Below are 26009 nucleotides of genomic sequence, written 5' to 3' on the forward strand. Positions count from 1 at the left end.
AGGATCTTCATGCATCGACTCGACCACTACCACATCACCCAGAAAGCGCAGCGCAACTTCAAGCTCGGCTCCGTCCTGGCGCTCCTCGCGCTCGTCCTGACCACCAGCGTGGCCATGGCGCAGACGCCGGACGCCGCCCTGCCCGGCAAGGGCGTCAAGGTGCAGGCACTGCAAAGCCCCATCGGCGAGGAGACGTTCCAGACCATGCTCGTGGACCGCGCCCTCGAACAACTGGGCTACGCGCCGCAGCCGATCAAGGAAGTCGACTACCCGACCGCCCACATCGCCATCGCCAACGGCGACGCGACCTTCCTGGCCGTGCACTGGGACCCGCTGCACCAGGATTACTACGACCACGCGGGCGGCGACGCCAAGCTGCTGCGCACGGGCGCCTATGCCGGCCCGGCCGCGCAAGGCTACCTGATCGACAAGGCGACGGCCGACAAGTACCACATCACGAATATCGCCCAGCTGCGCGACCCGAAGATCGCCAGGCTGTTCGACCACGACGGCGACGGCAAGGCCGACCTGACGGGCTGCAATCCGGGCTGGGGCTGCGAGGCGATGATCGAACACCACATGGATGCCTACCAGCTGCGCGCCACCGTCCAGCACGTGCAGGGCAGCTATACGGCGCTGATCGCCGACACCATCGGCCGCTACCAGCGCGGCGAGCCGATCCTGTACTACACGTGGACGCCCTACTGGGTCAGCGGCGTGCTGGTACCGGGCAAGGACGTCGTGTGGCTGCAGGTGCCGTTCTCGGCGAACCCGCAGCACGCCAATACCCGGCTCGCCGACGGCAGCGACTACGGCTTTTCCGTCAACACGACGCGCATCGTCGTGAACCGCGCCTGGGCCGAAAAGAATCCGGCGGCCGTCAAGCTGTTCGAGGTCATGCGCTTGCCGATCGCGGACATCAATGCGCAGAACGAGCGCATGCGCAGCGGGGAGAACACGCAGGCCGACATCGCGCGGCATACGGCGGGGTGGATCAAGTTTCACCAGCAGCTGTTCGACGGGTGGATCGCGCAGGCGCGGGCGGCGGCGCGGCGCTGATGCGCGACCGGATGGCTCGCCGACGCGAGCCGTTCCATGCACGCGCGCGGCGGCGGTCTTGTCTTGCCCATCATGTCGTTGATGCGCTATGATTTGGCAATGCCTTTGCATCACGAAGGCCGAACCGACAGCCGTACGTCATCGTCGCATACTGCTTGCGCGCACATTGAAGCGACTTCATCGCTTCGCGCGCCTGCGTCTTTCCATCAACGGGCCATGCATCTCGCCATCGAACAAGCCGTCACGCCTGCACGCGCCCTGTCGCGGCTGACCCGTTTCGTGGTGATGGCCTGCATCGCCCTGTTCGCGTTCCAATTGGTGGCCGCCGCCGCGCACCACCATGAGGACGGCAAGGTCAAGCACCATTGCGCGGCCTGCCATACGGCGGCGCCGGTACTGGGAGATGTCCCGGCCACGCCGCCCTTGCTGCTCGCCGTCTTCCTTGCAGCCGTCTACCTGCTCGCGCGTGCGCCTGCTCCCATCGTCGTCGTTGCGCCCGCCTACCTGATGCCGCCCGGCCAAGGGCCGCCATCGCTCCTCTCCTCGCTTTCCTGATCCGCACCACCCTGGTTCGCCGGCGCTGACGCTCGCGCCGTTCCAGTACGAGCACCGCTCGTAGGCCTTCTGCCGCCGTTACGGTTCGCCCTCGAACCGGACGGTGGCCGCTCGCCTGCGCATTCGTGCCGGACATCCAGGCGGTGCCCCCCATTCGCATGACCCGACGCGCCGCCGCACGGCGCATCGGGTGCGTCTTCGCGCGCACCAACAACGCCTGAACACGATGAGCTTCGATCCATCGCGCGCCAGCACGGCGCGCTGCATCGCCGCGCCCGTCCTTGCCGACGGCGCGGCCGCCCCGCCACGCGAGCGGCGTCATCCCGCCACCGCATCCCACTACCGACTCTCGACATGGAGACCTGCTTGACTACTGCAACCCACACCGACGCCGTCCTCGAAGCGACAGGCGTCGTCGCCGGCTACGGCCGCAAGACCATCCTGCACGGCCTCGACCTGCACGTGCGCGCCGGCGAGATCTACGCCCTGCTCGGCGCGAACGGCGCCGGCAAGACCACGACCCTGAGCCTGTTCCTGGGCTTCGTCGCCCCGTCCGCCGGCCAGGTGCGGGTGCACCGCGCGGACCCGGCCGCGTCGCCCGAGGAAGCGCGCCGGCGCCTCGCCTACATCCCGGAAAACGTCGCGCTGTACGAACACCTGAGCGCGCGGGAGAACGTCGCCTACCTGCTCGCCCTCGCCGGCCAGTCGGCGGCGGATGCGCCGATCGATGCGTCGCTGGCGGCGGCGGGCCTGGCCGCGGACGCGTTCGACCGCCGTGTCGCCGGCTTCTCGAAAGGCATGCGCCAGAAGGTGGCGATCGGCCTGGCGCTTGCGCGCCGCGTCCCCGTCCTGCTGCTCGACGAACCCACGTCGGGACTGGACCCGCAGGCGACGGCGGAATTCAACCGCCTGCTCGGCGTGCTGCGCGGCGAAGGCGTGGCCGTGCTGATGGTCACCCACGACCTGCTGGGCGCGGCCGACGTCGCCGACCGCATCGGCTTCCTGGACGCAGGGCGCCTGGTCGAGGAAGTGGCCGCGACGGGCGCCGACCGCTTCGACGTGCGGTCCCTGCACCGCCGCTACGGAGGGCAAGCCGCATGAACATCGCCATCCGCATCGCCCGCGACGAATGGCGCTGCCTGTTCCGCGACCGCGCCGCCGTCTCGAGCCTCGTGCTGCTGGTCGTGCTCACGCTGCTGGCCGTCCTGAACGCCCGCGAGCACCAGCGCAGCGTCGCCGCCGAGCGCGCGCATTACCAGGCCGAGGCGAACCGCGCGTTCGAAGCGCAGCCGGACCGCCATCCGCACCGCATGGTGCACTTCGGCCACTTCCTGTTCCGCCCCCTCAATCCCCTGGCGGCGTTCGATCCCGGCATCGACGGCTATACCGGCAACACCATGTTCCTCGAAGGGCACCGCCAGAACAGCGCGAACTTCGGCGACGTGCGCCAGCATTCGCTGCTGCTGCGCTTCGGCCAGCTCACGCCCGCCTTCGTGCTGCAGGTGCTGACGCCGCTGCTGCTCGTGTTCTTCGGCCATGCCGGGGTGGCGCGCGAGCGCGAATCCGGGACGCTGCGCGTGCTGCTCGCGCAAGGCGTGCGCAGCCGCGACGTCGTGCTGGGCAAATGGCTTGCCCTGGCGGGCTTCGCCGGCCTGGCGCTGGCGCCGGCGCTGCTGGGGCTGGCCTGGCTGGCGGCGAGCGGCCAGGCGGCGTGGCCGCCCGTGCTCCTGCTCGGCGCCGCCTACGCCGGCTGGCTGGCCCTGTGGACGCTGGCGGTGGTCGCGGTGTCCACGCTCTGCCGGCGCGGCCGCGATGCATTGCTGGCGCTGCTGACCGCATGGGCGCTCGTGGTCGTCATGGTGCCCCGCTGGGCGCCGGACGTGGCCAACGCCGTCGTCGTCCTGCCCAGCCGTGTCGAGGACAACATCAACGTGCAGCGCGACTATCTGGCCCTGGGCAACGCCCACGATCCGGGCGACCCGAAATTCGCCGCCTTCCGTGCCGGCCTGCTGCAGCGCTACGGCGTGTCCCGTATCGAGGACCTGCCGGTCAACTACAAGGGCCTCGTCGGGATCGAGGGCGAACGCCAGTCCAGCGCCTTGTTCGGCCGCTATGCGGACGCCGCGTTCGACCGCCAGGAGCGACAGGGCGCCGTGGTCGACGCGTTCGGCTGGATCAGCCCCACGCTGGCCTTGCGCCGGCTTTCGATGACGGCATCCGGAACCGACCTCGCGGCCTACCGCCGCTTCCTCGACCAGGCCGAGCGCTATCGCTACGACCTCGTGCAAGGACTGAACCGTCTGCAGGCGCAGGAGTTGCGCTATGCGGACGACACCAACCCCGACAAGGAGAACCGCGTGTCACGCATCCATTGGAAGGCATTCCCGGAATTCCACTACGCCCCGACGCCGCTGGCGGATACCCTGCGCAAGGCGCTGCCGGCCGGCCTGGTGCTGCTGGCCTGGATCGGCGCGGCCGCCGCGCTGGCCTGGTGGCTCGCGGCACGCCTGGGGAGGGCCGTGCGATGAGCGCCCTGTCCTTCGAACTGCGCCTCCTGATGCGCTCGCGCCCCATGGCGGCGGCGCTCCTGCTGCTGTTGCTGCTGTCCTCGCTCGCCGTCTGGTCGGGGCTGCACGAAGTCGCGCGCCAGCGCCAGACGATCGCCCGGGTCGGCCCCCTGAACGAGCAGGACGTCGCGGCCGTGGCGCGCACGCATGCCGACAGTCCCAACGGCGGCGACGTCGCCTACTACACCTTCTACACCACGGCCGACCCGCCTTCCGACGCCGCCTTCCTCGCGATCGGCATGCGCGACGTCGCCCCTTACGTGCTGCGCGTGCGGGCCCTCGGCCTGCAGGCACAGCTGTACGACGGCGAGACGTTCAATCCCGAGCTGGCGCTGGCGGGACGGTTCGACTTCGCGTTCGTGCTGATCTATCTCGCGCCGCTGTTCGTCATCGCGCTGCTGCACGACGTGCTGTCGGGCGAACGGCAGGCCGGGCGCCTGCGGATGCTGCTGGCGCTGCCGCATGGCGCGCGGGCCTGGCGCCGGCGCGTGCTGCTGCGCTGCGTGCTGGTGTTCGCCTGCCTGGCGCTGCCCGCCTGCGCCGGGATGGTGGCCGCGTCGACCGGCGTGGCGGTTGCGGGCATCGTGCTGGCTACCACGGCCGCCTACATCGCCTTCTGGACGGGCATCTCGCTGCTGGTCGCCACGCGCGGCTGGCGCTCGGTGGCCAATGCGACCACCCTGATGGGCGCCTGGGCCGTGCTGACGCTGGTGCTGCCGGCGCTGGCCAACGTGATGCTGACACGCGCCGTTCCCGTCCACCAGGGCGTCGACCTGATGATGGCGCAACGCCAGGCCGTGCACGGCGCATGGGAAATCCCGCGCGAGGAAACGATGCGCAGGTTCTTCGCCGGGCATCCGGAGTGGCGGGACACGGCGCCGCTGCCGTCGCGCTTCCACTGGAAATGGTATTTCGCCTTCCACCAGGTCGGCGACGAGAGCGTGGCGGCGCAGGCGCGCGACTACCGCGCGGGACTGGACGCGCGCCAGGCCTGGAGCGATCGACTCGGCTGGCTGCTCCCCGGCGTGGGCGCCCAGGCGATCCTGCATCGCCTGGCCGCTACCGACCTGCCGGCGCAACTGGCCTACCAGGACCGCATCGCGGCCTTCCACCGCCGCATCCGGGAATTCTACTACCCCTACCTTTTCCGCGACCGCCCGTTCAGACAAGCCGATTACGCGCGCCGCCCCGTCTATGATGCGCGTCCCGCCGCCGCGGCGTATCCGGCCGGAGGCATCGCCGCGCTGTGCGCCCTGTCCGTGCTGGTGTTCGCATGGGGGATCGCGCGCCTTGGCCGTCTGCGCGCGGCCTAGCGCTCCCGCCCAATGACAACCCGACTCATTCAACCATTCGAGCACCCGGAGTACCGATGACGTTTCCTTCCCGCTTTACCTTCCCGCCCGCGCGCATGCGTGCGCTCCCCCTGGCCGCCCTTCTCGCCTGCGCCGCCGGCCACGTCCACGCCGACGACGATCCTGCATCCGACGGCACTGCGCACGTCGTCGAAGTCAGGGGCAGCCGCGACGGCGAGGACCGCACGGCGCCGGGCATCGGCGCGCGCGCCCTGCCCGGCAGCGTGACCACCGTGACGGCGCAGGACATCGCCACGCTGGATGTCGGCCGCGATATTTCCAACATCTTCAAGCGGGTGCCCGGCGTCGTCGCGCACAACATCGACCAGGGCGACACCGGCAACGGCTTCCGCATGCGCGGCTTCGCGACCCAGGGCACGCACGGCGCCGACACGGCCATCCACATCGACGGCGTGCCGCAGAACATCCCGTCCAGCCAGGGCGGCGCGGGACACGGTCCGGCGTTCCTCGAATGGATGACGGCGGACATGGTCGGCACGGTGGACGTCATCAAGGGGCCGGTCTCGGCCCTGTTCGGCGACCAGAACCGCGCCGGATCGGTGGCGATCGCCACCCGCGAGGGCGGCGCGGAGACGCCGTCCAGCGCCGCGCTGACGCTGGAAAGCTATGGCGGGCGGCGCGCATCGCTGGTGCTGTCGGGCGACCACGGCAAGGTGCGCTCCTTGCTGGTGGCCGACCGCTACCTCAGCGACGGTTTTCGCCATGGCGCCAACAACAAGCGCGCGAACCTGTTCTGGAAACTGTCCACCACCATCGGCGACGGCGTCTACAGCCTGCGCGCGAGCTATTACGAATCCGACTTCGCCGGCGCCGGCTACCTGTCGCTGCCGGCGCTGGATGCCGGGCTCGACCCGCATGCGACCATGTACGGCCTGCCCGGCTTCGGCGATGCCCACCGCAAGACGGTCGTGTTCAACCGCCGCCCGGCGTCCGGCGAAGCGGGCTGGTTCGCCACCGCCTATGCCGAGGATTTCCAGCGCAGCCGCGCGATCCAGACGAGCCCCGTGCTGCATACCTACGGCTACGACGACCGCGACATCCTCGGCGCCCGCCTGGGCACGACCTGGACCGTCGGCGCCGACGGCATCCTGACGGCGGGCGTCGAGGCGCGCCAGGACAAGGGCATCGCCTATCGCCGCCAGTACCAGTCCTACCAGCCGACGGCACGCTACATCAACAGCCAGGACCTCGACCTGCTCACCTACGGCGCGTTCGCCCAGGCCCAGTACCGCGTGCTGCCGGTCCTGAAGCTGCACGGCGGCATCCGCTACGACCGCTTCGACTACGACATCGCCAACCTGAAGCTGCCGGCGGCCAGCACCGGCTACCGCAGCTCGGTCGTCACGCCCAAGTACGGCGCCATCTGGAGCGCGATGCCCGACCTCGAACTGTTCGCCAACGTGGCGCAGGGCTTCCGCTCCCCGGCCGCCGAGCAGATCAGCGCCAGCGGCAGCCTGGGGCCGCTGGGCGCCCCGGGCGGCAGGAGCAATACCGGCATCGAGCCGAGCAAGGTCCGCTCGCATGACGCCGGCTTCAACGCGCGCCTGGGCGAGGACTGGACGATGTCCGGGGCCGTGTACGCCATCAAGAACGACGACGAGATCGTCAACACGGCACCCGACGTCTACGTGGCCTCGGGCCGCACGACGAGGCGGGGCGTCGAATTCGACGTGCGCTACCAGCCCAGCCGCGCCTGGAGCGGCTACCTGAGCTACGGGCGCATCCTGCGCGCGCAGCTGGACAACCCGGCACCCGGCGCGGGTGCCTTGCTCTCCGTACCCGCCCATACGTGGAAAGCCGGCGCGCAGCATCGCGGCGCCCTCGGTCCCGGCATGCTGACGGTGAACGGCGACGTGTACGTCACCGCGCGCAACCCCTACTACATGGGCAGCCCGCTGGCCCGGCGCGACATGCCCACCTTCGTGCGCTACGACGTGAAGGCGACCTACGACGTCGGCAAGCTGCAGGGTTCCGTCTTCTTCACGCTGCAGCCGCACGAGTTTGCCAGCGATATCGCCTACGGCACCGCGACAGGGCTGCTGGTGTCGACTGTGCCGCGGACGCAGGGGGGTGCGTCGTTGCGTTATTACTTCTGATGGGCGAAGCGGGCCGGGCTGGTGGGCGGCGGGCGGTGATGCGCCGACCACCTGCCCGGGGTGACGTAACGCCAAGAAATATTCCTTAAAAAAAGCTCGCCAAGGCGAGCTTTGACCGTCTGTCGGCCGCCACTGCCCTGCTGGCCGGAACCGGCGTGCGCGAACTTTCTACGTGCCGTATCGCAATGCAATTGACACAAGAATGCAAATCGGCCAGACTCGGTACTGTTGATGTTAGCGCTATATCTTTCGTGATATAGGATGTTACCAAACAGCCCGATACCGATGCACCCTGTCGCCGCTTCTGTTCACCTGCCTCATCACCTCGCCAGCGCGCTGCTGACGGGTCATGTCGGGTGTTGTCCTTCGCCCGTCGGCGGCACCGGCATCGTCACGGGCGCTCGCCGAGCCGAGGACCGCGGCCATTCCACGTTCACGGTCGGCGGGCATCCCCTTCGCATGATCCGTAGCGGCCGCAGGGATGGCCTGGCAGGCTCGACCGCTGGCCGGAACGTCGGTCTCGGCAATACACTGTTGCACAAGGAGAGATTGGCGCGCCGTTGAGGCCGCCCAGGAAACCGGTCGCACCACGGCGGCAAGTGTCGCAGAACACGCCGCGCCACCATGATTGAAACGGCACCCCATTACGGATGCAATAACAAACCAAGGAGACTACGATGCACCAAGTTGCTGTCGACAACACAACTACCCCCATCCAGGAGACGGAAAATACCCGTCTCATCATTCTGATCAGCTGCGTCGCCACCATCGGCGGCTTCCTGTTCGGCTTCGACAGCGGCGTCATCAACGGCACCGTCGACGGCCTGAAGCAGACCTTCCATTCGACGGCCGCCGAGCTGGGATTCGAAGTCGCCTCGATGCTGCTGGGCTGCGCCGTCGGCGCCTTCTCCGCCGGCCGCCTGGGCGACCTGTGGGGGCGCCGTACCGTGCTGCTCATCTCGTCCCTGATGTTCCTGCTGTCGGCATTGGGCGCGGGCTTTGCGACGAATTCGGCCTTCTTCATTGCCGCGCGCGTGCTGGGCGGCTTTGCCGTCGGCGCGGCCAGCGTGATGTCGCCGGCCTACATCGCCGAGGTGGCCTCGGCCCGCTACCGTGGCCGGCTGGCGACGGTGCAGCAGATCGCCATCATCAGCGGCCTGTTCTGCGCGTTCCTGAGCAACTACCTGCTGGCCCAGTCGGCCGGTGGCTCGGTCGGCGTGCTGTGGCTGGGACAAGAAGCCTGGCGCTGGATGTTCTGGATGATGGCGTTCCCCTCCGTGCTGTTCCTGCTGCTGCTGCTGACGATCCCGGAAAGCCCGCGCTTCCTCGTCGTCAAGAAGCGCAAGGACGAAGCAATGGCCGTGCTCGAGCGCCTGTACGGCGCGGCCGCCGCGCGCACGAAGTTCAACGCGATTACCGTTTCGCTGTCGGAAGACCAGCACCGTCCGCGCCTGTCGGACCTGGTCAGCAAGGCGACCGGCAAGCTGCGTCCGATCGTCTGGATCGGCATCGGCCTCGCGACCTTCCAGCAACTCGTCGGCATTAACGTGGTGTTCTATTACGGCGCGGTGCTGTGGCAGGCCGTGGGCTTCTCCGAGAGCGATGCCCTGCTGATCAACGTGCTGTCCGGCGGCCTGAGCATCGGCGCCTGCATCGTCACCGTCTTCCTGATCGACCGGATCGGCCGCAAGCCCCTGCTGTGGATCGGCTCGACCGGCATGGCGGCGACGCTCGGCCTGGTGACGTACGCCTTCGCCAGCGCCACGCTCGACGCCGGCGGCAAGCTGGCCCTGTCCGGCTCGATGGGCATGCTGGCCCTGGTCGCGGCAAACCTGTACGTCATCTTCTTCAACATGTCGTGGGGACCGGTAATGTGGGTCATGCTGGGCGAAATGTTCCCGAACCAGATCCGCGGTTCCGGCCTGGCGGTTGCCGGCGCAGCCCAGTGGACGGCCAATTTCCTGATCACGGTGACCTTCCCGGTCCTGCTGACCGGCATCGGCCTGGCTGGCGCCTATGGCCTGTACACCCTGGCTGCGATCGTGTCGATCTTCTTCGTGCTGCGCTATGTGCACGAAACGCGCGGCAAGGAATTGGAGCAGATGGAAGGGTGAGTGGGTACGGCGCGGCCGCCTGCAACAGTGCGGCCAGTGTCCGAGGGCTGACGCCCTCGTTCTCGTACAAAAGCGAAAAGCCGTTGATCGTTCGAATCGAATGATCAACGGCTTGTTCAGTTGCACGTATCAGGGAGCGATGACGACGATCCCGATTCCATGTTACCTCCTCATGGCCATCGCAGCCGCATTGGTCAGGTCTGGATGCAAGCGCGCTGCCCAGCTTGGCCGTATTGGATCAGATTCCTTGCCCAAGCCTGAGCAGCGCAGGGTCCGGCGGCAGTTCGATTCCGAACTCTGATCGCACCCAGTGCAGGAAGCCGGCCCGTGCCGGATCGTGGATATCGACGTCCCAGAATCGGCTTCGCATCAACGCATGCAGTCCGTCGATCACCTCATGTGGCGATGCGGCGCGGATCTGCGCCAGCCAGGCCTCGTAGGTCTTCTTGCTCACCATCGACACTTCCGGATCCCATGCCCAGCATTCGCGGATCCTGGCGCGCAGCGAAAGCGGCTCCGCATATCGCTCGCGTGCGACGACGGGATCGTGGGAAGCCGTCAGCAATTCCCGCGCTCTCATCAAAGAAATGCCTTCCAGGTTGCAGCCAACCCAGTTGGCCTTGCCGCCAGACTGCACGCCGTCCGCCAGTACGGGCGCACTCCACATGGTGCCAGGATGGGTCGTCGACACGATCAGCTGTGTCCCGGTGCCGAGCAGAACATCGAGCATCTGGGGGTTGGCCTGGAATTTGTTGGAATGAGCCGTCAACAGATCGAAACGGATGCACTGCAGCCACTTCTCCTGGTCGCCCTGCTCCAGCGGACCAGCCATCGCCTCGAGCTCCGCTGGATCGTCCAGTGTCAGGAAACGATCGGCGGTGCCGTACAACTGCAGACGCGTCGCTTTCATATAGAGCAAATAATGCCACGCGCTCATGAACCGATTGCGCAGGACATTGAACGGGGCAGGACAGCGCAATGACAAAGGGTCATCGGTGCGATCGACGACGACAACGCCAGGCTCGACGTGCATGTGAGGTTCCCAAATAATGATCAGCCAGTTATAGGACGAACAGCGAAACCAAGTTCCGCCGCCCGCTCGATAAAAGCATCGATGTTACCAATTCCCCGCTGACTGCAAACGGCGGCCGGTCCATCCCGCAGTTCCATCAAGTCGCCGGGGTTCAAAAAATGACGGCGCCGTTCGTCCCTTGCATAGATATCATTTGCCTGATCGAGCGTCGAGACCACGCCAAGGGCCCCCTGTACCGATTTTGGGAAGGCTTTTTCCAGTTGCGCGAAGGTGATTTCGGGATGCGAGGCCACATAGCGCTTCACGACCACCAAAACCAGACGCCCTTTTCCCAAGGTTTTTCCGTCGCACAGGTACTTGGTCAGGTCTTTCGCGCCAGGCAGCTTGAAGTAGGAATCTGTCGTAACCAGAACGGACCCCTCCCATCCCCGGAATCGTTGCAGGGTCAGCGCCGCGACGGGAATGCGGTCGACGACAGTCTGATATCCATCTCTGAAGAGTTTGGCGAAATCGGGAGCGATGCTGGAACCGACCAGGACACCGATCCACTTAGGATTGGGACTGGAATCGGCACCGAAAGTGTCCTTGTATGTCGACACCAACTGGGCCTTTTCGGACAAGTATTCTTCCAGCTGATCGAGCGCCGCCCGGTCGACCTCGCCCAGTTTGAGCGCGACGATGGCGACATACTGGTCCGAGTAGCTCGCGAGTATGTCAATGCGTCCCTCTCCGTCCTTGTTCTTCCGTACCCGTTCGAGCGGGACTTCCGCAGCAATGACCTCGACATTACTGAACACATCGTCATCGAGCGCCAGCACTTGCTCATTGTCGATGAGATAGGCTTCCATCGATAGTTCTCGCTTGACCGGAAACGTTTCGAGCTGCACGCCGTTCACGGTGATGTGACGGTAAATTCGCATGGCTTCCCTGTTTGTTGGCATTGACGATGATGGCGTCGACGAACTGGCAGGCCCGCCGCCGGGACCCTCGCTGATCAGGCGTAGGCCGCAGCCATGCGCCGTGCGATGCCGCCCACCTCCTCGCGCAAGCCGGCCGGTTCCTGGATCACCACGCCGTCGCCGAAGCCGAGCAGCCACCATACGAGCGCCTTGGTATGCGGTACCGTCGCCGCCAGATGCAGCCGGCCGTCGATATCGCTGGTAAGTACTTGGTCGGCGCAAAGCGGCGTTTCGAACAAGTGCTCGCCGGCCGCGCGCGTAAAGCTGGCGCGCAGGTTGATCGGAGCGCCGGCGATCACCCCGAACTGGCCGGATGCGATATACGCGTCGATGTCGAAACCGGGCTTCCTGCGCGCCGGCTCGTACAGCACCTCCGCCTCCTGCACGCGGTGTAGCGCGATCGTGCGCACGTCATCGTAATGGCCGAACATGCAGGCCAGGTAGACCAGGCCACCGCGCTGGACGACTGCGAGCGGGTGGACGCTGGCATAGACGGTCGGCGCCTCGGCGTCGCGTTTGCGGTAATGGAGCTTCAGCTGGCGATCCTGCATCAGCGCCAAGTAGACCTGCCGCTGGCATTCCTCGTCCATCCGCGGCGGCAGCAGCGGCTGCTGGGGTGGCACGCTGCGCACCTTGTCGAGCCAGGCCCGCGACGGGGCGGAGTCTTCGACGGCCGACAGGGTACGCGCCGCAGAGCGGAAATGCGGCTGCAAGGCATCGACCGTGATCGGCGGCAGGTGATGTCGCAGGTGCTGCTCGACCAGGGTCAGCGTCAGCGCCTCGGGCACGGTCAGGCCTGGCAGATCGAAACTCGAAGCGTCGCGCAGCCAGCTCCAGCCAAACGGCTTGTCGCGGCTGTCGACCACGATCGGGAACACTTCCGACAGCTCTTTCAAGTCACGCTCGACGGTGCGCTTGGTCACACTGAAATCAGCGGCGGCGAGGCGCTCGCACAAGTCTTTTGCCGACACCTTGGCGGGTGCGCGCGGCACCATGCGCAGCATGTGCCATTGCCGCAGCAGCGATTGCTGGTTGGTCGCCATCAGAAGCCCTCCGCCCAGCGCTCCCAGAAGCCCGGTTCGTCGTGCGCCGCATTTTCCATCGCGTGATCGAGGGGCATGACGAGGAAACGCACGCCTTCATGGCGTATCGATCCATCCGGATGCTCGAGGTAATCGCACAGCGCGCGGTAGGCCGGCAGGCTGTCGTCGTAAGGAACGTCGATATAGACCTGCCCCAGGTAGGGTGCCATGAAGTTCGGATTGGCGAACGGGCCGCATTCCACCCAGGGCACGCCATTCCCATCGAACCAGGCCAGCACGAGCGCGCGCGTCGGATCCTGCTCGAATTCATAGTCGCGCCACTGTTTGAATGGCTTTGGATGAAATTCCAGGTAGAGGACGGCGCGCCTCTTCTGGCGGGCGATCGCGTCGATGTGTTCGATGTGGCGGGGCATGTCTTCTCGGGCAGCACCTTGGGCCAGGGCCACCTGCGCGTTCAAAATGTCATGTTACCAAAGTCATTTCCATAAAGAAACTCCTGTATCACGATTTCGTGTATCCGTATGCAACGGTGTGGCGTGCGCCAGGATCCTGTTCGCGCACCAATTGCGCGATCGCGGCCGCGATTTTGCCCCCACCCTGCGCGGACGGCTCTATCGGCGAAACGGCGGCATAGTCGCCCGCGTCGTCGCAGATCAGGCGCAGGTCCAGCACCGGCAGGCGGTGCGCCACCGCTTCGCGCAGGATCACATCATTGAACGGCGCCAGCGCCAGCTTCAGGCCCGGGTCGAGGCTGGGCACGGCATCGTAGATGGTCGCCAGCGCCACCGGAGTTCGCCTGGACAGCAACACATTCAGCATGCGTCGGTAGTCGTGCCGGAATCGTGCCTGCCAACCGGCGAACAGCGTCGTCGCTTCGATCACCGAGCCTACTTTGGTCTGCATCGCGCCGACCAGGCCCAGGACATCGTTGCCGCCGCAGCTGACCACCAGCCAGTCGGGCGCTTCCGGCAGCGCCTCGAGGCGCGCGACCTGTGCCGTCATGTCCGCCAGCACATCGCCGTCGCGCGCCAGCAGCGACACCCGGTCGTGCGGCGCCAGCAGCGATTGCAACTGGGCTTGCAGATACGTCCCGGTGGGGACGTAGGGGGCGTTGTCGAAGATCGAGTCCCCCATCAAGACTATATGCGCCATCTGCGCCTCCTTTTCGCTAACAAAAATACACTACCGCGCCCATCATTGGATGGCTGGCCGGGGACGCACGGCTTGCGACAGCGTTTGACGGACCAGATCGCCGATGCCGGGCGCGGACGATTCGCGCTTGCCGGCCACGTTCAGGGTCCTCACGCCGTGGCGGTTCAGGAAGCGCGCCACGTATTTCGGGTGCACGCCCGGCCGCACGTGCAGCCAAGGCTTGCCGACGCTTTCCGCGAATGCGCTCGTGCGTTTGGAACCGCCGTCGAGCCGGTCCGTCAGCGTGAAGATCAAGGTCGCGTCACTGTCCCTGACGTTCCATTCGGTGCGCTGGAGATAGCCCGCGTCCGGCGTTTCCTGCAGACGGTAGCACTCCGCCAGCACCCCGTCCTCCGTCTTGCGTCTCCGCGGGCACCAGCCGCCGTGGCGGATGCCTTGCTCCATTGCCCAGTCGAGGGCAGCGCGGTCGGCACCGCTTTGGCCGCCGGAGATCAGCGTGAAGCCGTCGCCAGCCAGGAATACTTCATCCATCCATGCTCCATATCGATTCGAGGGAGCGCCAGTGTAAGCGCGCCTCGCGACAATCGATGTCGCGAGGCCGATGCGACGCCGTTTGTCGTGTCGCCGGATACAGTCAACGGTATCACCGGACGAGGAGGACACCACAATGAACAGGCAGACCCTGACCGACGCGCGCTACCACACCATCGGCTACATCGACACAGCGAAGGACGGCAAGCAGACCGCGCGGGACGTAGGGTACCGCGTGGTCGGTCATTACGACCCGCGCACGGATACCACCCGCGATGCGCGTCACCACATGGTCGGTCGCGGAAATCTGCTCGCTTCGCTGATTCCTTCCCGCTAACGGAGATGTCACGATGACGAATGGACTGGTTCACTTCATGCACGGCAAGGAGAGCGGCCCTGGCGGCAGCAAGATCACGGCACTGGCCGAGGTGGCAAGGGCACGTCGTTGGGATGTCGCCATCCTCGACTATTCTCATACGACCGATCCGGCCGCCCGTCTCGTCCAGCTGCTCGGGGCCTGCGCCGACGTACGCGGGCCCTTGCTGCTCGTGGGATCGAGCATGGGCGGCTGGGTTGCGGCCGAAGCGGCGGCCCGCCTTTCGGCGCATGGGGTGTTCCTGCTCGCCCCCGCCCTTTTCGTTCCCGGTTATGCGACCCAGGCCCCGCAAGTGCCGGCTGGGCGCACGGAGATCGTGCACGGCTGGGATGACGAGGTCATTCCTTGCGAAAACGCGATCCGCTTCGCACGCCTGCGCCACTGCAGCTTGCACTTGGTGCAGGGGGATCACAGGCTAGACACCTGCATTCCGCTGTTGCGTGAGCTGTTCGACGCCTTTTTGGCGCGCTGCAGCGCGGACCGCGCTGGGCAGGCACCGTGACGAAGCGGTTTCCGGCGCTCGGCAGGACGATTTCATCGAAAGGACGAATATGCACACGCATCAGCACGCAGCCGGCGAGCGCTTTGGCACTGCCGACCCCCTCTGGCCAGAGGTGATCGCCTGGATCGACGGCTTGCGCCATCAGGGCGAAACGATCCTGCCGTACCCGATCTCGCGCCTGCAGCGGCAATTCAGGATCGGCTATTCGCGCAGCTGCGCCCTTGTGGATGCGCTGGCGCTGGACAGGCACTGGACCATCGAGTTCACCGAGGACGGCAAGCGCTGCGCCTGCCCCCGTGCGCAGGCATGAGCAACGTCTTTCCGGATTGCCTGCGATTTGCCGGCCTGCTGTACGCGATCGACAGCGCTCCCCTCGAGCCCTACCTGGCCTCGCTTTCCACGCAGCCGCCAAGGCGGATTACGCCGTTCTCGCAACGCGGCTATGTCGCGACCTGGACGATCTACGAGGGTACCCTGTATCTGAGCGATATCACATCCCGCGATCACGCCATGCTGTTTGCCCATGCCGGCGCACCCGTGGCGGCATCCTGGTTCAGCGGTTTCATTCGCGGTTGGCGTGGCGATGGGCGCCGCACGGGCCCAACTGCCCGCAAATTCTGGGATGACGAGATCGTACTCGAGGTCGTGGCAGGGCGGGTCGCGCGGGAATGGCGGCTCGATCTCAGGGCCGTCCCGGATCAGACCAGCGAGGAGCGATACCAATCCCTACCGGCCTTTTTCTTCAGGCCATAAATACTTGCAATAAAGAAATTTATTAACCATACTATTAGTCATATTTAGTAACTTAGCTAGACATGAATCAGACCACCGTAGAAGAAGCAACCCGGTTCGGGGACGCTGTTGCTGCCTACCTGAGGCTGCACAGGCACGAATTGAAGAACTATGCGTGGCCGCTGTCCCCCATGGCCAGGAAGAAGGCCCGCGAATACGGGCTTCCAGTCGGCGACGAGGATGGCGGTGCGCGGGCGACGCAGGAGCTTCGCAAGGCTGTCGCGCAGCGGGTGCGGGAAGTGCACGGCTTGTCCGGCGTGCAGCGCGACGCCCGCATGGCGGAACTGTGCGGTTTCGTGATCCGGGTGTGGGGAGGGCTTGCCAGCAATAGCGACGACACCATCGAAGCCTATTCCAGGGTGTTCCTCGACGCTTGCCCTCCCGACCTGTCGGACATCCGGTCGCCCCGCCAGCTGCGCAGCCACGCGGGATGCGGCTTTCCCTTCAAGGGGATTTCCAGCTGGTCCAAATGGCTGAATTTTGTCTGGAGCGACTGGGCGCTGATCTACGATGCCCGCATCGGATTCGCACTGAATGCGATCCACTTTCGCGAAGGCGTCGACGCGCGCGCATTCCGCGTCCCCGATGGACGCGACGCACTGCTCAGCAAGATCGATACCCAATCACTGGCCGCACTGGGTTACCTGAAACGCCGCGGCGAGCAGGTCCCCGGACTGGCCATGGACAACAAGAAGCTCGTCCGGTGGATGGAGGCCGCTTTGGCACCCGCAGCGGAGACCTACGAATACTATCTGCTCGTCATGCAGCGCACTCGCGACGTGCTGGACCAGGAGGAGCCTTGCTCGCTCGTCGAGGCCGAAATGCTGCTGTTTTATTTATCCAACCGCCAGCTCGTCCGTGATCTGCTGGGCTCGCTTAGCAGTTCGATCTGAACGACGGGGGTCTGCCCTCTTCCTTGCAACCCATCGGATGCGGGCCGTGGCGTCACGCGTCCGAACGACAAACCATCGAGAACCAGGAACCATGAACGCGCACGACGAAGCAAAAATCATTCACAGGGTCGAGAACAACGCCTTCTCGAAAGACGAGCTGGTTTCGTATTACGAGAACATCAAAGCGCGCGGAGCAACTCCACGGGCATTGAAGGCTATCGAAAGCCGCCTGTACAAGGAGTATCCTCAGGCCGCCCGTTCCCTGTTCGGCGCCAAGGAAGAATATGCGGTGGAAGTGCTGACCCGCCTGTCGATTGCGCTGAAAGCGGACTTCGATTTCACTGCGAACAAGGTGGAAAACCATATCAAGACCGGCGGACACGAGATTTCAGGCACGGCATTCCTGTGCCGCTACCTCTCTTACAAGAATGCTGACAACCAGGGGGCCCAGCTTACCCTTGAGCAGGCGACGTTCGACAGCGAACTGCTGATCACCGTCGACCGCTACCAGACCAATGCGAAGGAACACAATTACCGCAATGGTGTGCAGTTCGGCATGGGCCAGTTCGAGGCCGCTGCCAACTTGTACCGCCAATATCTCGAAGAACTCGGCATACCGCGGCGGCGCCAGGCAGCGTGAACGTTCATGCCAGGACACCCAATGAATATCTTCCGTGCCGTGCCCCGCGCCGGCTTCGATCCGGCGCGCTTGCACACGCGGCACCCCGGCACGCGCCTGCCGGCAAACGTTCCCTATCTGGTCGATAACCTGTGGGAGTTCACAAGGCCGGCCAGCATGCCTTCCCGCCGCAAGAGCGTGTATGCCAGCCCGAGCGCCTCATTGGCGCTGGACGGTGCAGCGGGCGTCGGTCGAGCACAGGACGGCTTCGTTGCCTGCCGTGTCGTATGCCGCTATCCGCCGACATGCTTTCAGTTGTCGGTCACCGATGCCCGTTACCACCCGGACGTCAAGGCACTGCAAAAAGTGGTCCACGCAAGATTGGCTGACCTGGGCCCGGCCGGGCTCCAGGACAAGCTCGCGTTAGCGCCGCTGTTCGTCCCGGGGATGACGCCCGACGAACTCCATGCCGCCATGGAAGGCAATGCCGCGCTTCGCGATCTCGTGCAGGAATTGGCGGCCCTCGTCACTTTGTGGACGGGCACGCCGGATCCCGATGCCGGCGAACTCTTCTTCGAGATCGACGAGAACAACGTCTACAGCCTGCACCCCGTCGGGTAATTCGACTCTCGACAACGCAGCCCAGGTGCGCACGGGCTGGTCACTTGCACGGTGCGAGGTAGCCATCGCTCCCGGCAAGCCGCGCGCACCGGCCTGCGCCTGCATGGCGCGCGGCCTGCTTTTCCGGTGGCGACGGTGGATCACCCCAGGAATCCGATCGGCGGCGACACAGGCACTTTCAGAGCACACTCCTGCGCGAGCGCCTGCACGAAGGCGGCCGCCGAGCGGACCGGGCGGAAGCGGTTCTGGCGAACCACCGCCGAAAAATCGCCCGGGGTCAGATTGCGCAGCGCGCGCAGCCGGCCAAGCTCGGATTCGGTCGCCGGCGCCAGTTCCAAACCGACCAGGTAGCGCCCGAGCAGCAGCGCCGCCTGCCCGGGCAAAAGAAAATCGAAGCATACCTTCAGATCGAAGCGGCGCAGCGCCGCCGGATCGAGACCGGCCACCAGATTGGTCGATGCGATGAATACGCCGGAATAAACCTCCATCCGGGTCAGCATCTCGTTGACCATCGTGACTTCCCAGGACTGTCGTGCGCGTCCACGGTCCTGCAAGAAGCTGTCCACCTCGTCGATCAGCAGCAAGCCGTTTTCGCTTTCGGCCCGCTGGAATGCGGCGGCGATGTTCTTTTCGCTTTCGCCCACCCACTTCGAGACCAGATCGGACACCCTGTAAACCAGGAGCGGCATGTCCAGCCGCTCGGCCAGCCAACGTCCGTAGCCGGTCTTCCCGGTACCGGGGGGACCATACAGACACAGCCTGGCACAGCGGCTTGCGGCGATGCCGTCGGCAAGCTCCAGCAAGTGGGTGTCCGCATTCACCAGCGCGGCATCGTATTCGGGCGGCAGGCGCGCGGCCTCGCCTTGCCGCAAGGGCGCGTGACCCTGGGCTTCGAGCGACCGGTCGAGCAGGAATTCGAGTGCGCGGGCGGCGTGTGCCGGGTCGAGCCTGGCTCCGATGGTACGCACCACGTCGGCTGCACGGCTGACCACTGCGGGAGCCAGTTGCGGCGAGGATGCGACACGCCGGACTGCATCCTCGTCGAGCACGCCGGCGCAGGTTTCGCGCACCATCCGCTCGCGCTGCCTGCGCGGCGGCACCGGCATTTCGATGACCATGTCGAAGCGGCGCAAGAAAGCCGGATCGATGTTCTCGATCGTGTTCGACAGCCACAGGGTCGGGACGGTATTCTGTTCCAGCGTGCGGTTGAGCCAGGCCTTGCGCTTTTGCGCCGTACTCATGCGGCCGAACAGGCGGTCGCCGTCGTTGAAGACGTCTTCCACCTCGTCGAACAGGATCATGGCCTTGCGCTGGCCAAAAAAACTCTGCGCGGCGCGGAAAGCCCGCAGTCGGCGTTCGCCCAGGACCGGATCGCCGTCGGCGTCCTCGCTGGCGACGTCGAACAGTTCGCAGCCCAGTGCCTTGGCGAGCGCACGCGCCAGCTCGCTTTTCCCCGTGCCCGGTGCGCCATGCAGGAAAACGTTGACGCCCACGCGGCCAGTCGTCAGCGCCTGCTCGAGGTAAGGCGTCAGCAAGGCAAGAGAATCGTCGATATGCCCGTAGTCGGACAGCTCGAGAAGCGCCGGCGCGCTGGGGCTGACGGTATCCCTCAGCAGCGTCATCGCGTCCGCTTCCGCGCCCAGGATCAGGTCCGCGAAACTGTCGGACAGCAGGTCGAGCTTGCCGCGCAGGTAGCCGCTGCCGCCGCGGTCGACCGTCAGGAGGCCGGAGCGGGCAAGCACCCCATGGGCGCCGAGGGCGGTCTGTACGCAGCGGCGGTCGAGGTCCAGCACGGTTGCCAGTACATCGACGACTTTCACCGAATTGAGCTGGCCGAGGGTGTCCGCGCAATCGTCCAGGACCCGGTCATGGTGGATCAGCGCGGCGAACTCGAGGATCCGGCAGTCGGTGTCCGACAGTCCCACGAGCTGGGCAAGCCGCGTCATATTGGCCCGCAGGCCGGATGGCGGCGCCAGCCTGGCCGCACTGGCCTCGGCGGCGACGTGCAGTTCGCGCAACTGGCTGCGGACGGTCGCGTTGTCGAAGTCGAGTTCATCGTTATCGATCCAGTCGCCGACACCGACAAAACGGGCGACCGTATCTTCGGAAAACCCGTTACGCAGGACAAAGACTTTATGACCTGCCAACGGGACCAGGATGCGCAACATCCAGAGCTGGTAAATGGACTCGATCTGCTGGACTGGCGAAGGCTTGGAAGGACGGTGGCGTTGGGTTTTCATGAGACATCTCCTTGGAGAAATTCATCATAAGGACGCTTGCGACATTTCATGTCGCAGGGTAAGGGCCAAGCGTCGTTACGGCAGCAGGCCTGATCGACGCAGCCTTTCCTGAGCCAGAACGTCGAGGACGGCCGTTCCGGCGCGAACCCCGGACTGCATACTATGTGCGACGACGCTTGTCGCAGCCCAGTGCAGGATGGATACATCCAACCCGTACAGGAACACGCATGAACCAGCAGACCCTCAGGGACGGGCACAGCCAGAACATGGACGCCGTGCCTCTCGATCACGAAGCCATCGAACAGGCCGCCGCATTGATCTCCAGCGCTGATGCACTTGTAATCGCCGCCGGCGCGGGCATCGGGGTCGATTCCGGCCTGCCCGATTTCCGCGGCAACGCCGGCTTCTGGAAAGCGTACCCGGCGCTCGCGGCCGAAGGCACTGCCTTCATGGATATCGCGTCGCCGGCCGCGTTCCAGCGTACGCCACGCCGCGCCTGGGGCTTCTATGCACACCGGCTGGCGCTGTATCGCGCCACCATCCCGCACGCCGGATTCGGACTGTTGCGCAAATGGGGCGATGCGATGGCGCGAGGCAGCTTTGTGTTCACCAGCAACGTCGACGGTCAATTCCAGGAAGCTGGATTCGATCCGCTACGCATCGATGAATGCCATGGTTCGATCCACCACATGCAGTGCCTGGCGCCATGTTCCCAGGCGACATGGCCGGCGACCGGTTTTACGCCAACGGTCGACGCGGCGCGCTGCGAATTGCTCGGTGCGTTGCCGACGTGTCCACACTGCGGCGGCCTGGCGCGCCCGAACATCCTCATGTTCGACGACTGGGCCTGGGTGGACGCCAGGCGCGAAGCGCAAGCCGCGCGACGCCAGTGCTGGCTCGAGCAGGTGCGACGGCCGGTCGTCATCGAGATCGGCGCAGGCGTCAATATCGCGACGGTCCGCCACTTTGCGCACCGGATCGTGCTTCAGCATAAGGGGCCCCTCGTCCGCATCAACCCGCGCGAGCCGCATGTCAGCCACTTGCTCGGCGTCGGGATCGCCGGCGGGGCGCTGCAGGCGTTGACCGCCATCGATGCGATGCTGCCGGCATGACAGCGCTGGAGACGGCGACCGCGCCGCAGACGCTGTTTTACGAATTGGTCGAACTGGCCGACGTGATATTCGACATGCTGACCGGACCGGACGTGGCTGTCAGGCAGTGGTCGGCGTACGACATGGTGTACGTGCAAGTCGGGCGGCTGTGCCGCGACCTCGGCCAAGCGACTGGCCACCTTGGGCGTCCTTTCATCGACGTCAACGGCAAGATCGACACGCCGCGCATCGTTACGGCCAACGCTTGCCTGGCGCGGATCGGCCGGCATGTCCGCGTCATCGTCGACCTGCTTGGCCGCATCGAGCAGCATCGCCTGGTCATCTACGGAAATCCTGCGTTGCAGGACGTCATTCAGGCGCATTTTTTCGCCGGCAGTGCGTGGTACCAAATGTGCCAAGTGCAATTTTGCGCCGGCCACATCGCGCCCGATGGCCTCGTAATGGATCGCACGGCCTTGCTCATCGATCGTTATCCGGTCGATCGCGTAGCCGACATCCAGGGAAAGAATCTGTTGCAGCGCCAGAGGTTCCGTCTCTTGCCGATGCAGTCACGCGCGCCGCTGGAGTTAACGCGCCGGGACGTGCAAGCCAAACTGAATCGGGTGCATGCAGCCTTGCGCCAGTTTCTTCTTTCTCGTTCCCCGTCTGTCACGGCCCCCTTGCCACCAACGAGCCATCGGAAAGGCGCCGAAGCCACACTGCTCGTATGAACATTTCCATAAAGGAATTGCATGTTGACGGCCTATCCTTGATACTTCAATCTATTGCGTGTTCAACATCTCCTACGGCCAGCGCCTGTCATGCAAAAGAACGGTCCCGAACTCCTTTACTCTCCCAGCGACTTGACCACCTTCGTCGCCAGTCCGTTTGCCAGCTGGATGGCGCGCTTCGCGCTTGAACATAAGGACGAACTGCCGCCGGAAGACGCTCCGGACGCCTTGATGACACTGCTCGCCGAACGCGGCCTCGCGCACGAGAAGAGCAAGCTGTCGCTCTTGCGCGCAAAAGAACTGAACATCGTCGAGATCGCGACGAGCGGTTCGCGCACTGCCCGCGCTGCGGCGACGCTCGAAGCCCTGCAATCGGGCGCCGACGTCGTTTATCAGGCCTACCTGGCGCTGGCGCCATTCGCCGGCGTGGCGGATTTCCTGATCAAGGTACCGGGCTCTTCCGCGCTAGGCGATTGGCATTATGTCGTGTGGGACACCAAGCTGTCGTCCACCGTCAAGCCCGATTATTTGTTGCAGATGTGCTGCTACGCCGAGATGCTGGAATCGATCCAGCAGCGTATGCCGGGTACGCTGACCGTGGCCCTTGGCAACGGCAAGGACGTATCATTCAAGACCGCTGACTATTTTTCCTACTACCGCTGCATCAAAGCCGACTTTTTGCAAGCACAAGCCGATTTCGACTGCGCTGCGCAACCGGATCCAGCCGATTCCGATGCGTGGGGGCGCTGGTCGGACCATGCGAATAGCTTGTTACTGGAACGCGACCACCTGATTCAAGTGGCAAATATTCGTAAGAGCCAGATTGCACGCTTGACGGCTGCAGGTATCACGACGATGAGCCAATTGGCGGATGTATCGCCCACGGCCGAGATAAGGGGCATCAATCCGCAAGTCTTGGCGAAGCTGCGGGCACAAGCCCGCATCCAGCGCGACAGTGCGGATCGCGCAACGCCGCTTTTCGAAATCCTGACGGCGCCGAACCAAGGGTTGGAATTGCTGCCGCCGCCGTCGGCGCTGGACGTGTTCTTCGATATCGAAGGCTTTCCGCTCGAACGGGGCGGCCTGGAATATCTCTGGGGCTGCACCTTTTTCGATGACGCTCGACAGCGGCAATTCATCGATTTCTGGGCGCACAACGCCGAACAAGAGAAACAGTGTTTCGCCGATTTTATCGGATGGGCGTATGCGCGCTGGCAGCAGGATCCGTCCATGCACATCTACCATTACGCGAGTTATGAAATCACTGCCTGCCGCAAACTGATGGGGCAGTACGGCATCTGCGAAATGGAAGTCGATGAGCTGCTGCGTAACAACGTCTTCGTCGACCTCTACAAGGTCGTCAAAGGCTGCTTGCTGCTCGGCGAGCCGCGCTATTCGATCAAGAACGTCGAGCACCTTTACCGCGAACGGCGCAGCACGGAAGTTGCCAATGGCGGCGATTCGGTCGTCGCCTACGAAGCGTGGCGGACACGATTCGCGCTCGATCACCCGGGCATTCCACCCGCACGGGATGCATGGCGACAGTACGACATACTGGCCAACATTCGCGCTTACAACAAGGACGACTGCGACTCGACGCAAGAACTGGTGGATTGGTTGCGCCAGCAGCAGCACGTGCATGGCATCGTCTACCGGACGCCGCACGATGACGCGGCGGGCGAGGAAGCGCAGCCGGTGCACGACACCCCCCGCGTCCATGTCGATCTGCTCGCGATGGCCATGCGCGAACGGGCCGCGGGCGCGGGCGCTGCCGATGCCGATGCCACCGACGTCCCGCTGGCCGAGACCTTGGCGTGGCTGGTCGAATTCCACCGGCGCGAAAGCAAGCCCCTGTTCTGGCGCCTGTTCGACCGGATGGGCCAATCCGAAACCGAGTTGTTCGACGACCTCGATTGCATTGCCGGATGCCTGCGTACCGGGCGCGCACCATTCAAATTGGCACCGAAGGACAGGAATCTGGTTTATGAGTACCAGTTCGATCCCGACCAGGAATGCAAGGGACTGTCCGGCAAATATCACGTGCTCGATGCCGGCGACAAAGTCGATGTTGCACTGCTGGATTCAGCCCGGGGACTGCTACTCGTGAAAGCCAGGGCGGAGCCACCCGCGCGCATGACGCTGGTCCCCGACGAATTCGTGAATCCGCACCCTATCCCAGCCGCCATCGAGACGGTGCTGACGCATTATGTGGCCACAGCCGGGACCGGCGACTCGGCCATCCGGGACTTCCTGCTACGCCGACCGCCGCGCATCCGCCATATCACCGCCGGGCAAGCACTCGTCACCGCCAGCACGGGTGCCGAACGGCTGAAGGAAATCATCGCTGCCGTCAGTGGCTTGCAGCAGTCTTGCCTCACCATTCAAGGACCGCCAGGGACCGGGAAAACGTACACGGCGTCGCGTGTCATCGCCGAACTGATGCGTCAAGGGAAAAAGGTCGGCATCAGCAGCAACAGCCATAAAGCCATCAACAATCTGGTGTTGCGAACAGCGGAAGTGTGTGCCGAAGAGAATATCGCAGCGACGTTTGCATGCACAAAAGACACCGATCCCAAAATCCAGCAGCTCGGCGTGGCGGTCATCGCCAACAAGGATCTGATTGGTCGGCTCCAGCCCGGGTGTGTGATCGGCACGACGGCATGGGGTTTTTGCCGTCCTGAGCTCGAACAACAATTCGACTATTTGTTCGTCGACGAAGCAGGCCAGGTCAGCGTCGCCAATCTGGTCGGCATGAGCAACGCTGCACAAAACATCGTGCTGATCGGCGACCAGATGCAATTGGGCCAGCCGATGCAAGGCACGCACCCGGGCGACAGCGGCAAGTCCGCGCTCGACTACCTGATGGGTGAGCAGGCCACGATTGCCAACGATCGCGGCATCTTCCTGGACACCACGGTACGCATGCACCCGGCCGTAAATAAATTTATCTCCAGTGCGATTTACGACGGCCGCCTGCAAGCCGCCGACGGCAATGAGCGCCAGGTGGTGCGCGTGCCGGAGGGATATGCCGGTCCCCTGGACCAGCCGGCGGGTATCGTCGTGGTTCCGGTACGGCACGCGGGCAACAGCCAGGCCAGCGATGAAGAAACCGAGGAAATCGCCCTCATGGCCGCCGAACTGCTGACGCGTACGCTGGTCGACAAGCGCGGGGACGAACGCCGGGTCGGCTGGGACGACATGCTGTTCGTCGCGCCCTATAACTTTCAAGTCAATAAGCTCAGGGCCCGCTTGTCCCGCCTACCCGGCGGCGCTGCTGCCATGGTCGGCACGGTGGACCGGTTCCAGGGCCAGGAGGCGCCCGTCGTGTTCGTGTCGATGTGCAGCAGCGACGCCAACGATGCGCCGCGTGGCATGGACTTCCTGTTCGACGAGCGGCGCTTGAACGTGGCAGTGTCGCGCGCGCAAAGCCTCGCCGTGGTCGTCATGCATCCGGCGCTGGCCACGACCAAGGTCGCCAATCCGGCACAAATGCGCAAGGTAAACCTGCTGTCGCGGTTGCTCTTGAAGCAGTAATGCATATCATCGTGCAACGATGTTCCAAGTCTGAGATCCTCCCCCCCCCCTTCCTCCGCTCTGCCGGGACGGTGGCCAATATCGCGAGCTCGACATCCTCGAACGCTTGCGCGGCTGACCGCCGCACG

General features: G+C 64.9%; 24 protein-coding genes. 17 read left to right on the plus strand and 7 right to left on the minus strand.

What is annotated here, in order from left to right:
* Positions 1–9 precede the first annotated feature (9 nt).
* The 7 genes from proX (at position 10) to QPK32_RS01410 (ending at position 9764) form a co-directional block, all read left to right on the plus strand.
* On the plus strand, positions 10–1059 hold the full coding sequence (gene proX / locus QPK32_RS01380) for a glycine betaine/L-proline ABC transporter substrate-binding protein ProX (protein ID WP_290410988.1): 1050 nt from the start codon (positions 10–12) through the stop codon (positions 1057–1059).
* Between the two features lie 216 nt (positions 1060–1275).
* On the plus strand, positions 1276–1614 hold the full coding sequence (locus tag QPK32_RS01385) for a hypothetical protein (RefSeq protein WP_290410989.1): 339 nt from the start codon (positions 1276–1278) through the stop codon (positions 1612–1614).
* Between the two features lie 366 nt (positions 1615–1980).
* Complete coding sequence (locus QPK32_RS01390; RefSeq protein WP_374046681.1) at positions 1981–2715, plus strand: ABC transporter ATP-binding protein; 735 nt, start codon at positions 1981–1983, stop codon at positions 2713–2715.
* Complete coding sequence (locus tag QPK32_RS01395) at positions 2712–4142, plus strand: DUF3526 domain-containing protein (RefSeq protein WP_290410991.1); 1431 nt, start codon at positions 2712–2714, stop codon at positions 4140–4142. Before QPK32_RS01390 ends, QPK32_RS01395 begins: the two co-directional genes overlap by 4 nt.
* Positions 4139–5494 (plus strand): DUF3526 domain-containing protein, encoded by a 1356-nt coding sequence (locus QPK32_RS01400; protein ID WP_290410992.1) that lies wholly within the window; start codon positions 4139–4141, stop codon positions 5492–5494. Before QPK32_RS01395 ends, QPK32_RS01400 begins: the two co-directional genes overlap by 4 nt.
* Before the next feature lie 56 nt (positions 5495–5550).
* Positions 5551–7650: a TonB-dependent receptor gene (locus QPK32_RS01405; protein ID WP_290410993.1), complete on the plus strand. Its 2100-nt coding sequence runs from the start codon at positions 5551–5553 to the stop codon at positions 7648–7650.
* A 677-nt stretch (positions 7651–8327) separates the two neighbouring features.
* On the plus strand, positions 8328–9764 hold the full coding sequence (locus QPK32_RS01410; protein WP_290410994.1) for a sugar porter family MFS transporter: 1437 nt from the start codon (positions 8328–8330) through the stop codon (positions 9762–9764).
* A 238-nt stretch (positions 9765–10002) separates the two neighbouring features.
* Here QPK32_RS01410 and QPK32_RS01415 read toward each other — a convergent pair whose 3' ends face one another.
* The 6 genes from QPK32_RS01415 to QPK32_RS01440 all read right to left on the minus strand — a co-directional run bounded on the left by QPK32_RS01415 (position 10003) and on the right by QPK32_RS01440 (position 14482).
* A complete protein-coding gene (locus QPK32_RS01415; protein ID WP_290410995.1) occupies positions 10003–10797 on the minus strand; it encodes an NADAR family protein in 795 nt (264 codons plus the stop codon).
* A 20-nt stretch (positions 10798–10817) separates the two neighbouring features.
* The gene (locus tag QPK32_RS01420) at positions 10818–11717 is read right to left on the minus strand and encodes a hypothetical protein (protein ID WP_290410996.1); all 900 of its coding nucleotides are present in this window, start codon (positions 11715–11717) and stop codon (positions 10818–10820) included.
* Between the two features lie 74 nt (positions 11718–11791).
* Complete coding sequence (locus tag QPK32_RS01425; protein WP_290410997.1) at positions 11792–12799, minus strand: YafY family protein; 1008 nt, start codon at positions 12797–12799, stop codon at positions 11792–11794.
* On the minus strand, positions 12799–13212 hold the full coding sequence (locus QPK32_RS01430; protein WP_290410998.1) for a hypothetical protein: 414 nt from the start codon (positions 13210–13212) through the stop codon (positions 12799–12801). Before QPK32_RS01430 ends, QPK32_RS01425 begins: the two co-directional genes overlap by 1 nt.
* 88 nt (positions 13213–13300) lie before the next feature.
* Complete coding sequence (locus tag QPK32_RS01435) at positions 13301–13951, minus strand: SGNH/GDSL hydrolase family protein (RefSeq protein ID WP_290410999.1); 651 nt, start codon at positions 13949–13951, stop codon at positions 13301–13303.
* 42 nt (positions 13952–13993) lie between these two features.
* The gene (locus QPK32_RS01440; RefSeq protein WP_290411000.1) at positions 13994–14482 is read right to left on the minus strand and encodes a putative molybdenum carrier protein; all 489 of its coding nucleotides are present in this window, start codon (positions 14480–14482) and stop codon (positions 13994–13996) included.
* 136 nt (positions 14483–14618) lie between these two features.
* Here QPK32_RS01440 and QPK32_RS01445 point away from each other — a divergent pair, with 136 nt between their 5' ends.
* From QPK32_RS01445 to QPK32_RS01475, 7 genes are all read left to right on the plus strand, one after another.
* Complete coding sequence (locus QPK32_RS01445; RefSeq protein ID WP_290411001.1) at positions 14619–14819, plus strand: hypothetical protein; 201 nt, start codon at positions 14619–14621, stop codon at positions 14817–14819.
* Positions 14820–14832: 13 nt separating this feature from the next.
* Positions 14833–15360, plus strand: a complete 528-nt coding sequence (locus QPK32_RS01450; protein WP_290411002.1) for a YqiA/YcfP family alpha/beta fold hydrolase — start codon at positions 14833–14835, stop codon at positions 15358–15360.
* Between the two features lie 49 nt (positions 15361–15409).
* On the plus strand, positions 15410–15670 hold the full coding sequence (locus tag QPK32_RS01455; RefSeq protein WP_290411003.1) for a hypothetical protein: 261 nt from the start codon (positions 15410–15412) through the stop codon (positions 15668–15670).
* Positions 15667–16113 (plus strand): hypothetical protein, encoded by a 447-nt coding sequence (locus tag QPK32_RS01460; RefSeq protein WP_290411004.1) that lies wholly within the window; start codon positions 15667–15669, stop codon positions 16111–16113. The genes QPK32_RS01455 and QPK32_RS01460 overlap by 4 nt, the downstream gene beginning before the upstream one ends.
* 62 nt (positions 16114–16175) lie before the next feature.
* Positions 16176–17045 (plus strand): hypothetical protein, encoded by an 870-nt coding sequence (locus QPK32_RS01465; protein ID WP_290411005.1) that lies wholly within the window; start codon positions 16176–16178, stop codon positions 17043–17045.
* A 91-nt stretch (positions 17046–17136) separates the two neighbouring features.
* Positions 17137–17685 carry a hypothetical protein gene (locus QPK32_RS01470; protein WP_290411006.1) on the plus strand — a complete coding sequence of 183 codons (549 nt, stop codon included), beginning with the start codon at positions 17137–17139 and terminating at the stop codon, positions 17683–17685.
* 21 nt (positions 17686–17706) lie between these two features.
* Positions 17707–18285 carry a hypothetical protein gene (locus tag QPK32_RS01475; RefSeq protein ID WP_290411007.1) on the plus strand — a complete coding sequence of 193 codons (579 nt, stop codon included), beginning with the start codon at positions 17707–17709 and terminating at the stop codon, positions 18283–18285.
* A gap of 140 nt (positions 18286–18425) precedes the next feature.
* Here the strand turns inward: QPK32_RS01475 and QPK32_RS01480 are convergent, their stop codons facing one another.
* Positions 18426–20525, minus strand: coding sequence for an ATP-binding protein (locus QPK32_RS01480; RefSeq protein WP_290411008.1), 2100 nt, complete (start codon positions 20523–20525; stop codon positions 18426–18428).
* Positions 20526–20752: 227 nt separating this feature from the next.
* On the opposite strand from QPK32_RS01480, the gene QPK32_RS01485 reads away from it, so the two are divergent.
* From QPK32_RS01485 to QPK32_RS01495, 3 genes are all read left to right on the plus strand, one after another.
* On the plus strand, positions 20753–21637 hold the full coding sequence (locus QPK32_RS01485) for a Sir2 family NAD-dependent protein deacetylase (RefSeq protein ID WP_290411009.1): 885 nt from the start codon (positions 20753–20755) through the stop codon (positions 21635–21637).
* Positions 21634–22347 carry a hypothetical protein gene (locus QPK32_RS01490; protein ID WP_290411010.1) on the plus strand — a complete coding sequence of 238 codons (714 nt, stop codon included), beginning with the start codon at positions 21634–21636 and terminating at the stop codon, positions 22345–22347. The genes QPK32_RS01485 and QPK32_RS01490 overlap by 4 nt, the downstream gene beginning before the upstream one ends.
* 132 nt (positions 22348–22479) lie before the next feature.
* Positions 22480–25881 (plus strand): TM0106 family RecB-like putative nuclease, encoded by a 3402-nt coding sequence (locus QPK32_RS01495; protein ID WP_290411011.1) that lies wholly within the window; start codon positions 22480–22482, stop codon positions 25879–25881.
* Positions 25882–26009: the final 128 nt, after the last annotated feature.

The organism is Massilia sp. YIM B02763 (assembly GCF_030412015.1).
Taxonomy (GTDB): Bacteria; Pseudomonadota; Gammaproteobacteria; order Burkholderiales; family Burkholderiaceae_D; genus Telluria.

Bases quoted from the DNA above. Each gene is read 5' to 3' on its own strand.
- QPK32_RS01420 (WP_290410996.1), bottom strand. From the start codon at position 11,717: ATGCGAATTTACCGTCACATCACCGTGAACGGCGTGCAGCTCGAAACG.
- QPK32_RS01395 (WP_290410991.1), top strand. From the start codon at position 2,712: ATGAACATCGCCATCCGCATCGCCCGCGACGAATGGCGCTGCCTGTTC.
- QPK32_RS01470 (WP_290411006.1), top strand. From the start codon at position 17,137: ATGAACGCGCACGACGAAGCAAAAATCATTCACAGGGTCGAGAACAAC.
- QPK32_RS01410 (WP_290410994.1), top strand. From the start codon at position 8,328: ATGCACCAAGTTGCTGTCGACAACACAACTACCCCCATCCAGGAGACG.
- QPK32_RS01415 (WP_290410995.1), bottom strand. From the start codon at position 10,797: ATGCACGTCGAGCCTGGCGTTGTCGTCGTCGATCGCACCGATGACCCT.
- QPK32_RS01450 (WP_290411002.1), top strand. From the start codon at position 14,833: ATGACGAATGGACTGGTTCACTTCATGCACGGCAAGGAGAGCGGCCCT.
- QPK32_RS01460 (WP_290411004.1), top strand. From the start codon at position 15,667: ATGAGCAACGTCTTTCCGGATTGCCTGCGATTTGCCGGCCTGCTGTAC.
- QPK32_RS01485 (WP_290411009.1), top strand. From the start codon at position 20,753: ATGAACCAGCAGACCCTCAGGGACGGGCACAGCCAGAACATGGACGCC.
- QPK32_RS01475 (WP_290411007.1), top strand. From the start codon at position 17,707: ATGAATATCTTCCGTGCCGTGCCCCGCGCCGGCTTCGATCCGGCGCGC.
- QPK32_RS01430 (WP_290410998.1), bottom strand. From the start codon at position 13,212: ATGCCCCGCCACATCGAACACATCGACGCGATCGCCCGCCAGAAGAGG.
- QPK32_RS01445 (WP_290411001.1), top strand. From the start codon at position 14,619: ATGAACAGGCAGACCCTGACCGACGCGCGCTACCACACCATCGGCTAC.
- QPK32_RS01440 (WP_290411000.1), bottom strand. From the start codon at position 14,482: ATGGATGAAGTATTCCTGGCTGGCGACGGCTTCACGCTGATCTCCGGC.
- QPK32_RS01490 (WP_290411010.1), top strand. From the start codon at position 21,634: ATGACAGCGCTGGAGACGGCGACCGCGCCGCAGACGCTGTTTTACGAA.
- QPK32_RS01425 (WP_290410997.1), bottom strand. From the start codon at position 12,799: ATGGCGACCAACCAGCAATCGCTGCTGCGGCAATGGCACATGCTGCGC.
- proX (WP_290410988.1), top strand. From the start codon at position 10: ATGCATCGACTCGACCACTACCACATCACCCAGAAAGCGCAGCGCAAC.
- QPK32_RS01405 (WP_290410993.1), top strand. From the start codon at position 5,551: ATGACGTTTCCTTCCCGCTTTACCTTCCCGCCCGCGCGCATGCGTGCG.
- QPK32_RS01465 (WP_290411005.1), top strand. From the start codon at position 16,176: ATGAATCAGACCACCGTAGAAGAAGCAACCCGGTTCGGGGACGCTGTT.
- QPK32_RS01455 (WP_290411003.1), top strand. From the start codon at position 15,410: ATGCACACGCATCAGCACGCAGCCGGCGAGCGCTTTGGCACTGCCGAC.
- QPK32_RS01385 (WP_290410989.1), top strand. From the start codon at position 1,276: ATGCATCTCGCCATCGAACAAGCCGTCACGCCTGCACGCGCCCTGTCG.
- QPK32_RS01400 (WP_290410992.1), top strand. From the start codon at position 4,139: ATGAGCGCCCTGTCCTTCGAACTGCGCCTCCTGATGCGCTCGCGCCCC.
- QPK32_RS01480 (WP_290411008.1), bottom strand. From the start codon at position 20,525: ATGAAAACCCAACGCCACCGTCCTTCCAAGCCTTCGCCAGTCCAGCAG.
- QPK32_RS01435 (WP_290410999.1), bottom strand. From the start codon at position 13,951: ATGGCGCATATAGTCTTGATGGGGGACTCGATCTTCGACAACGCCCCC.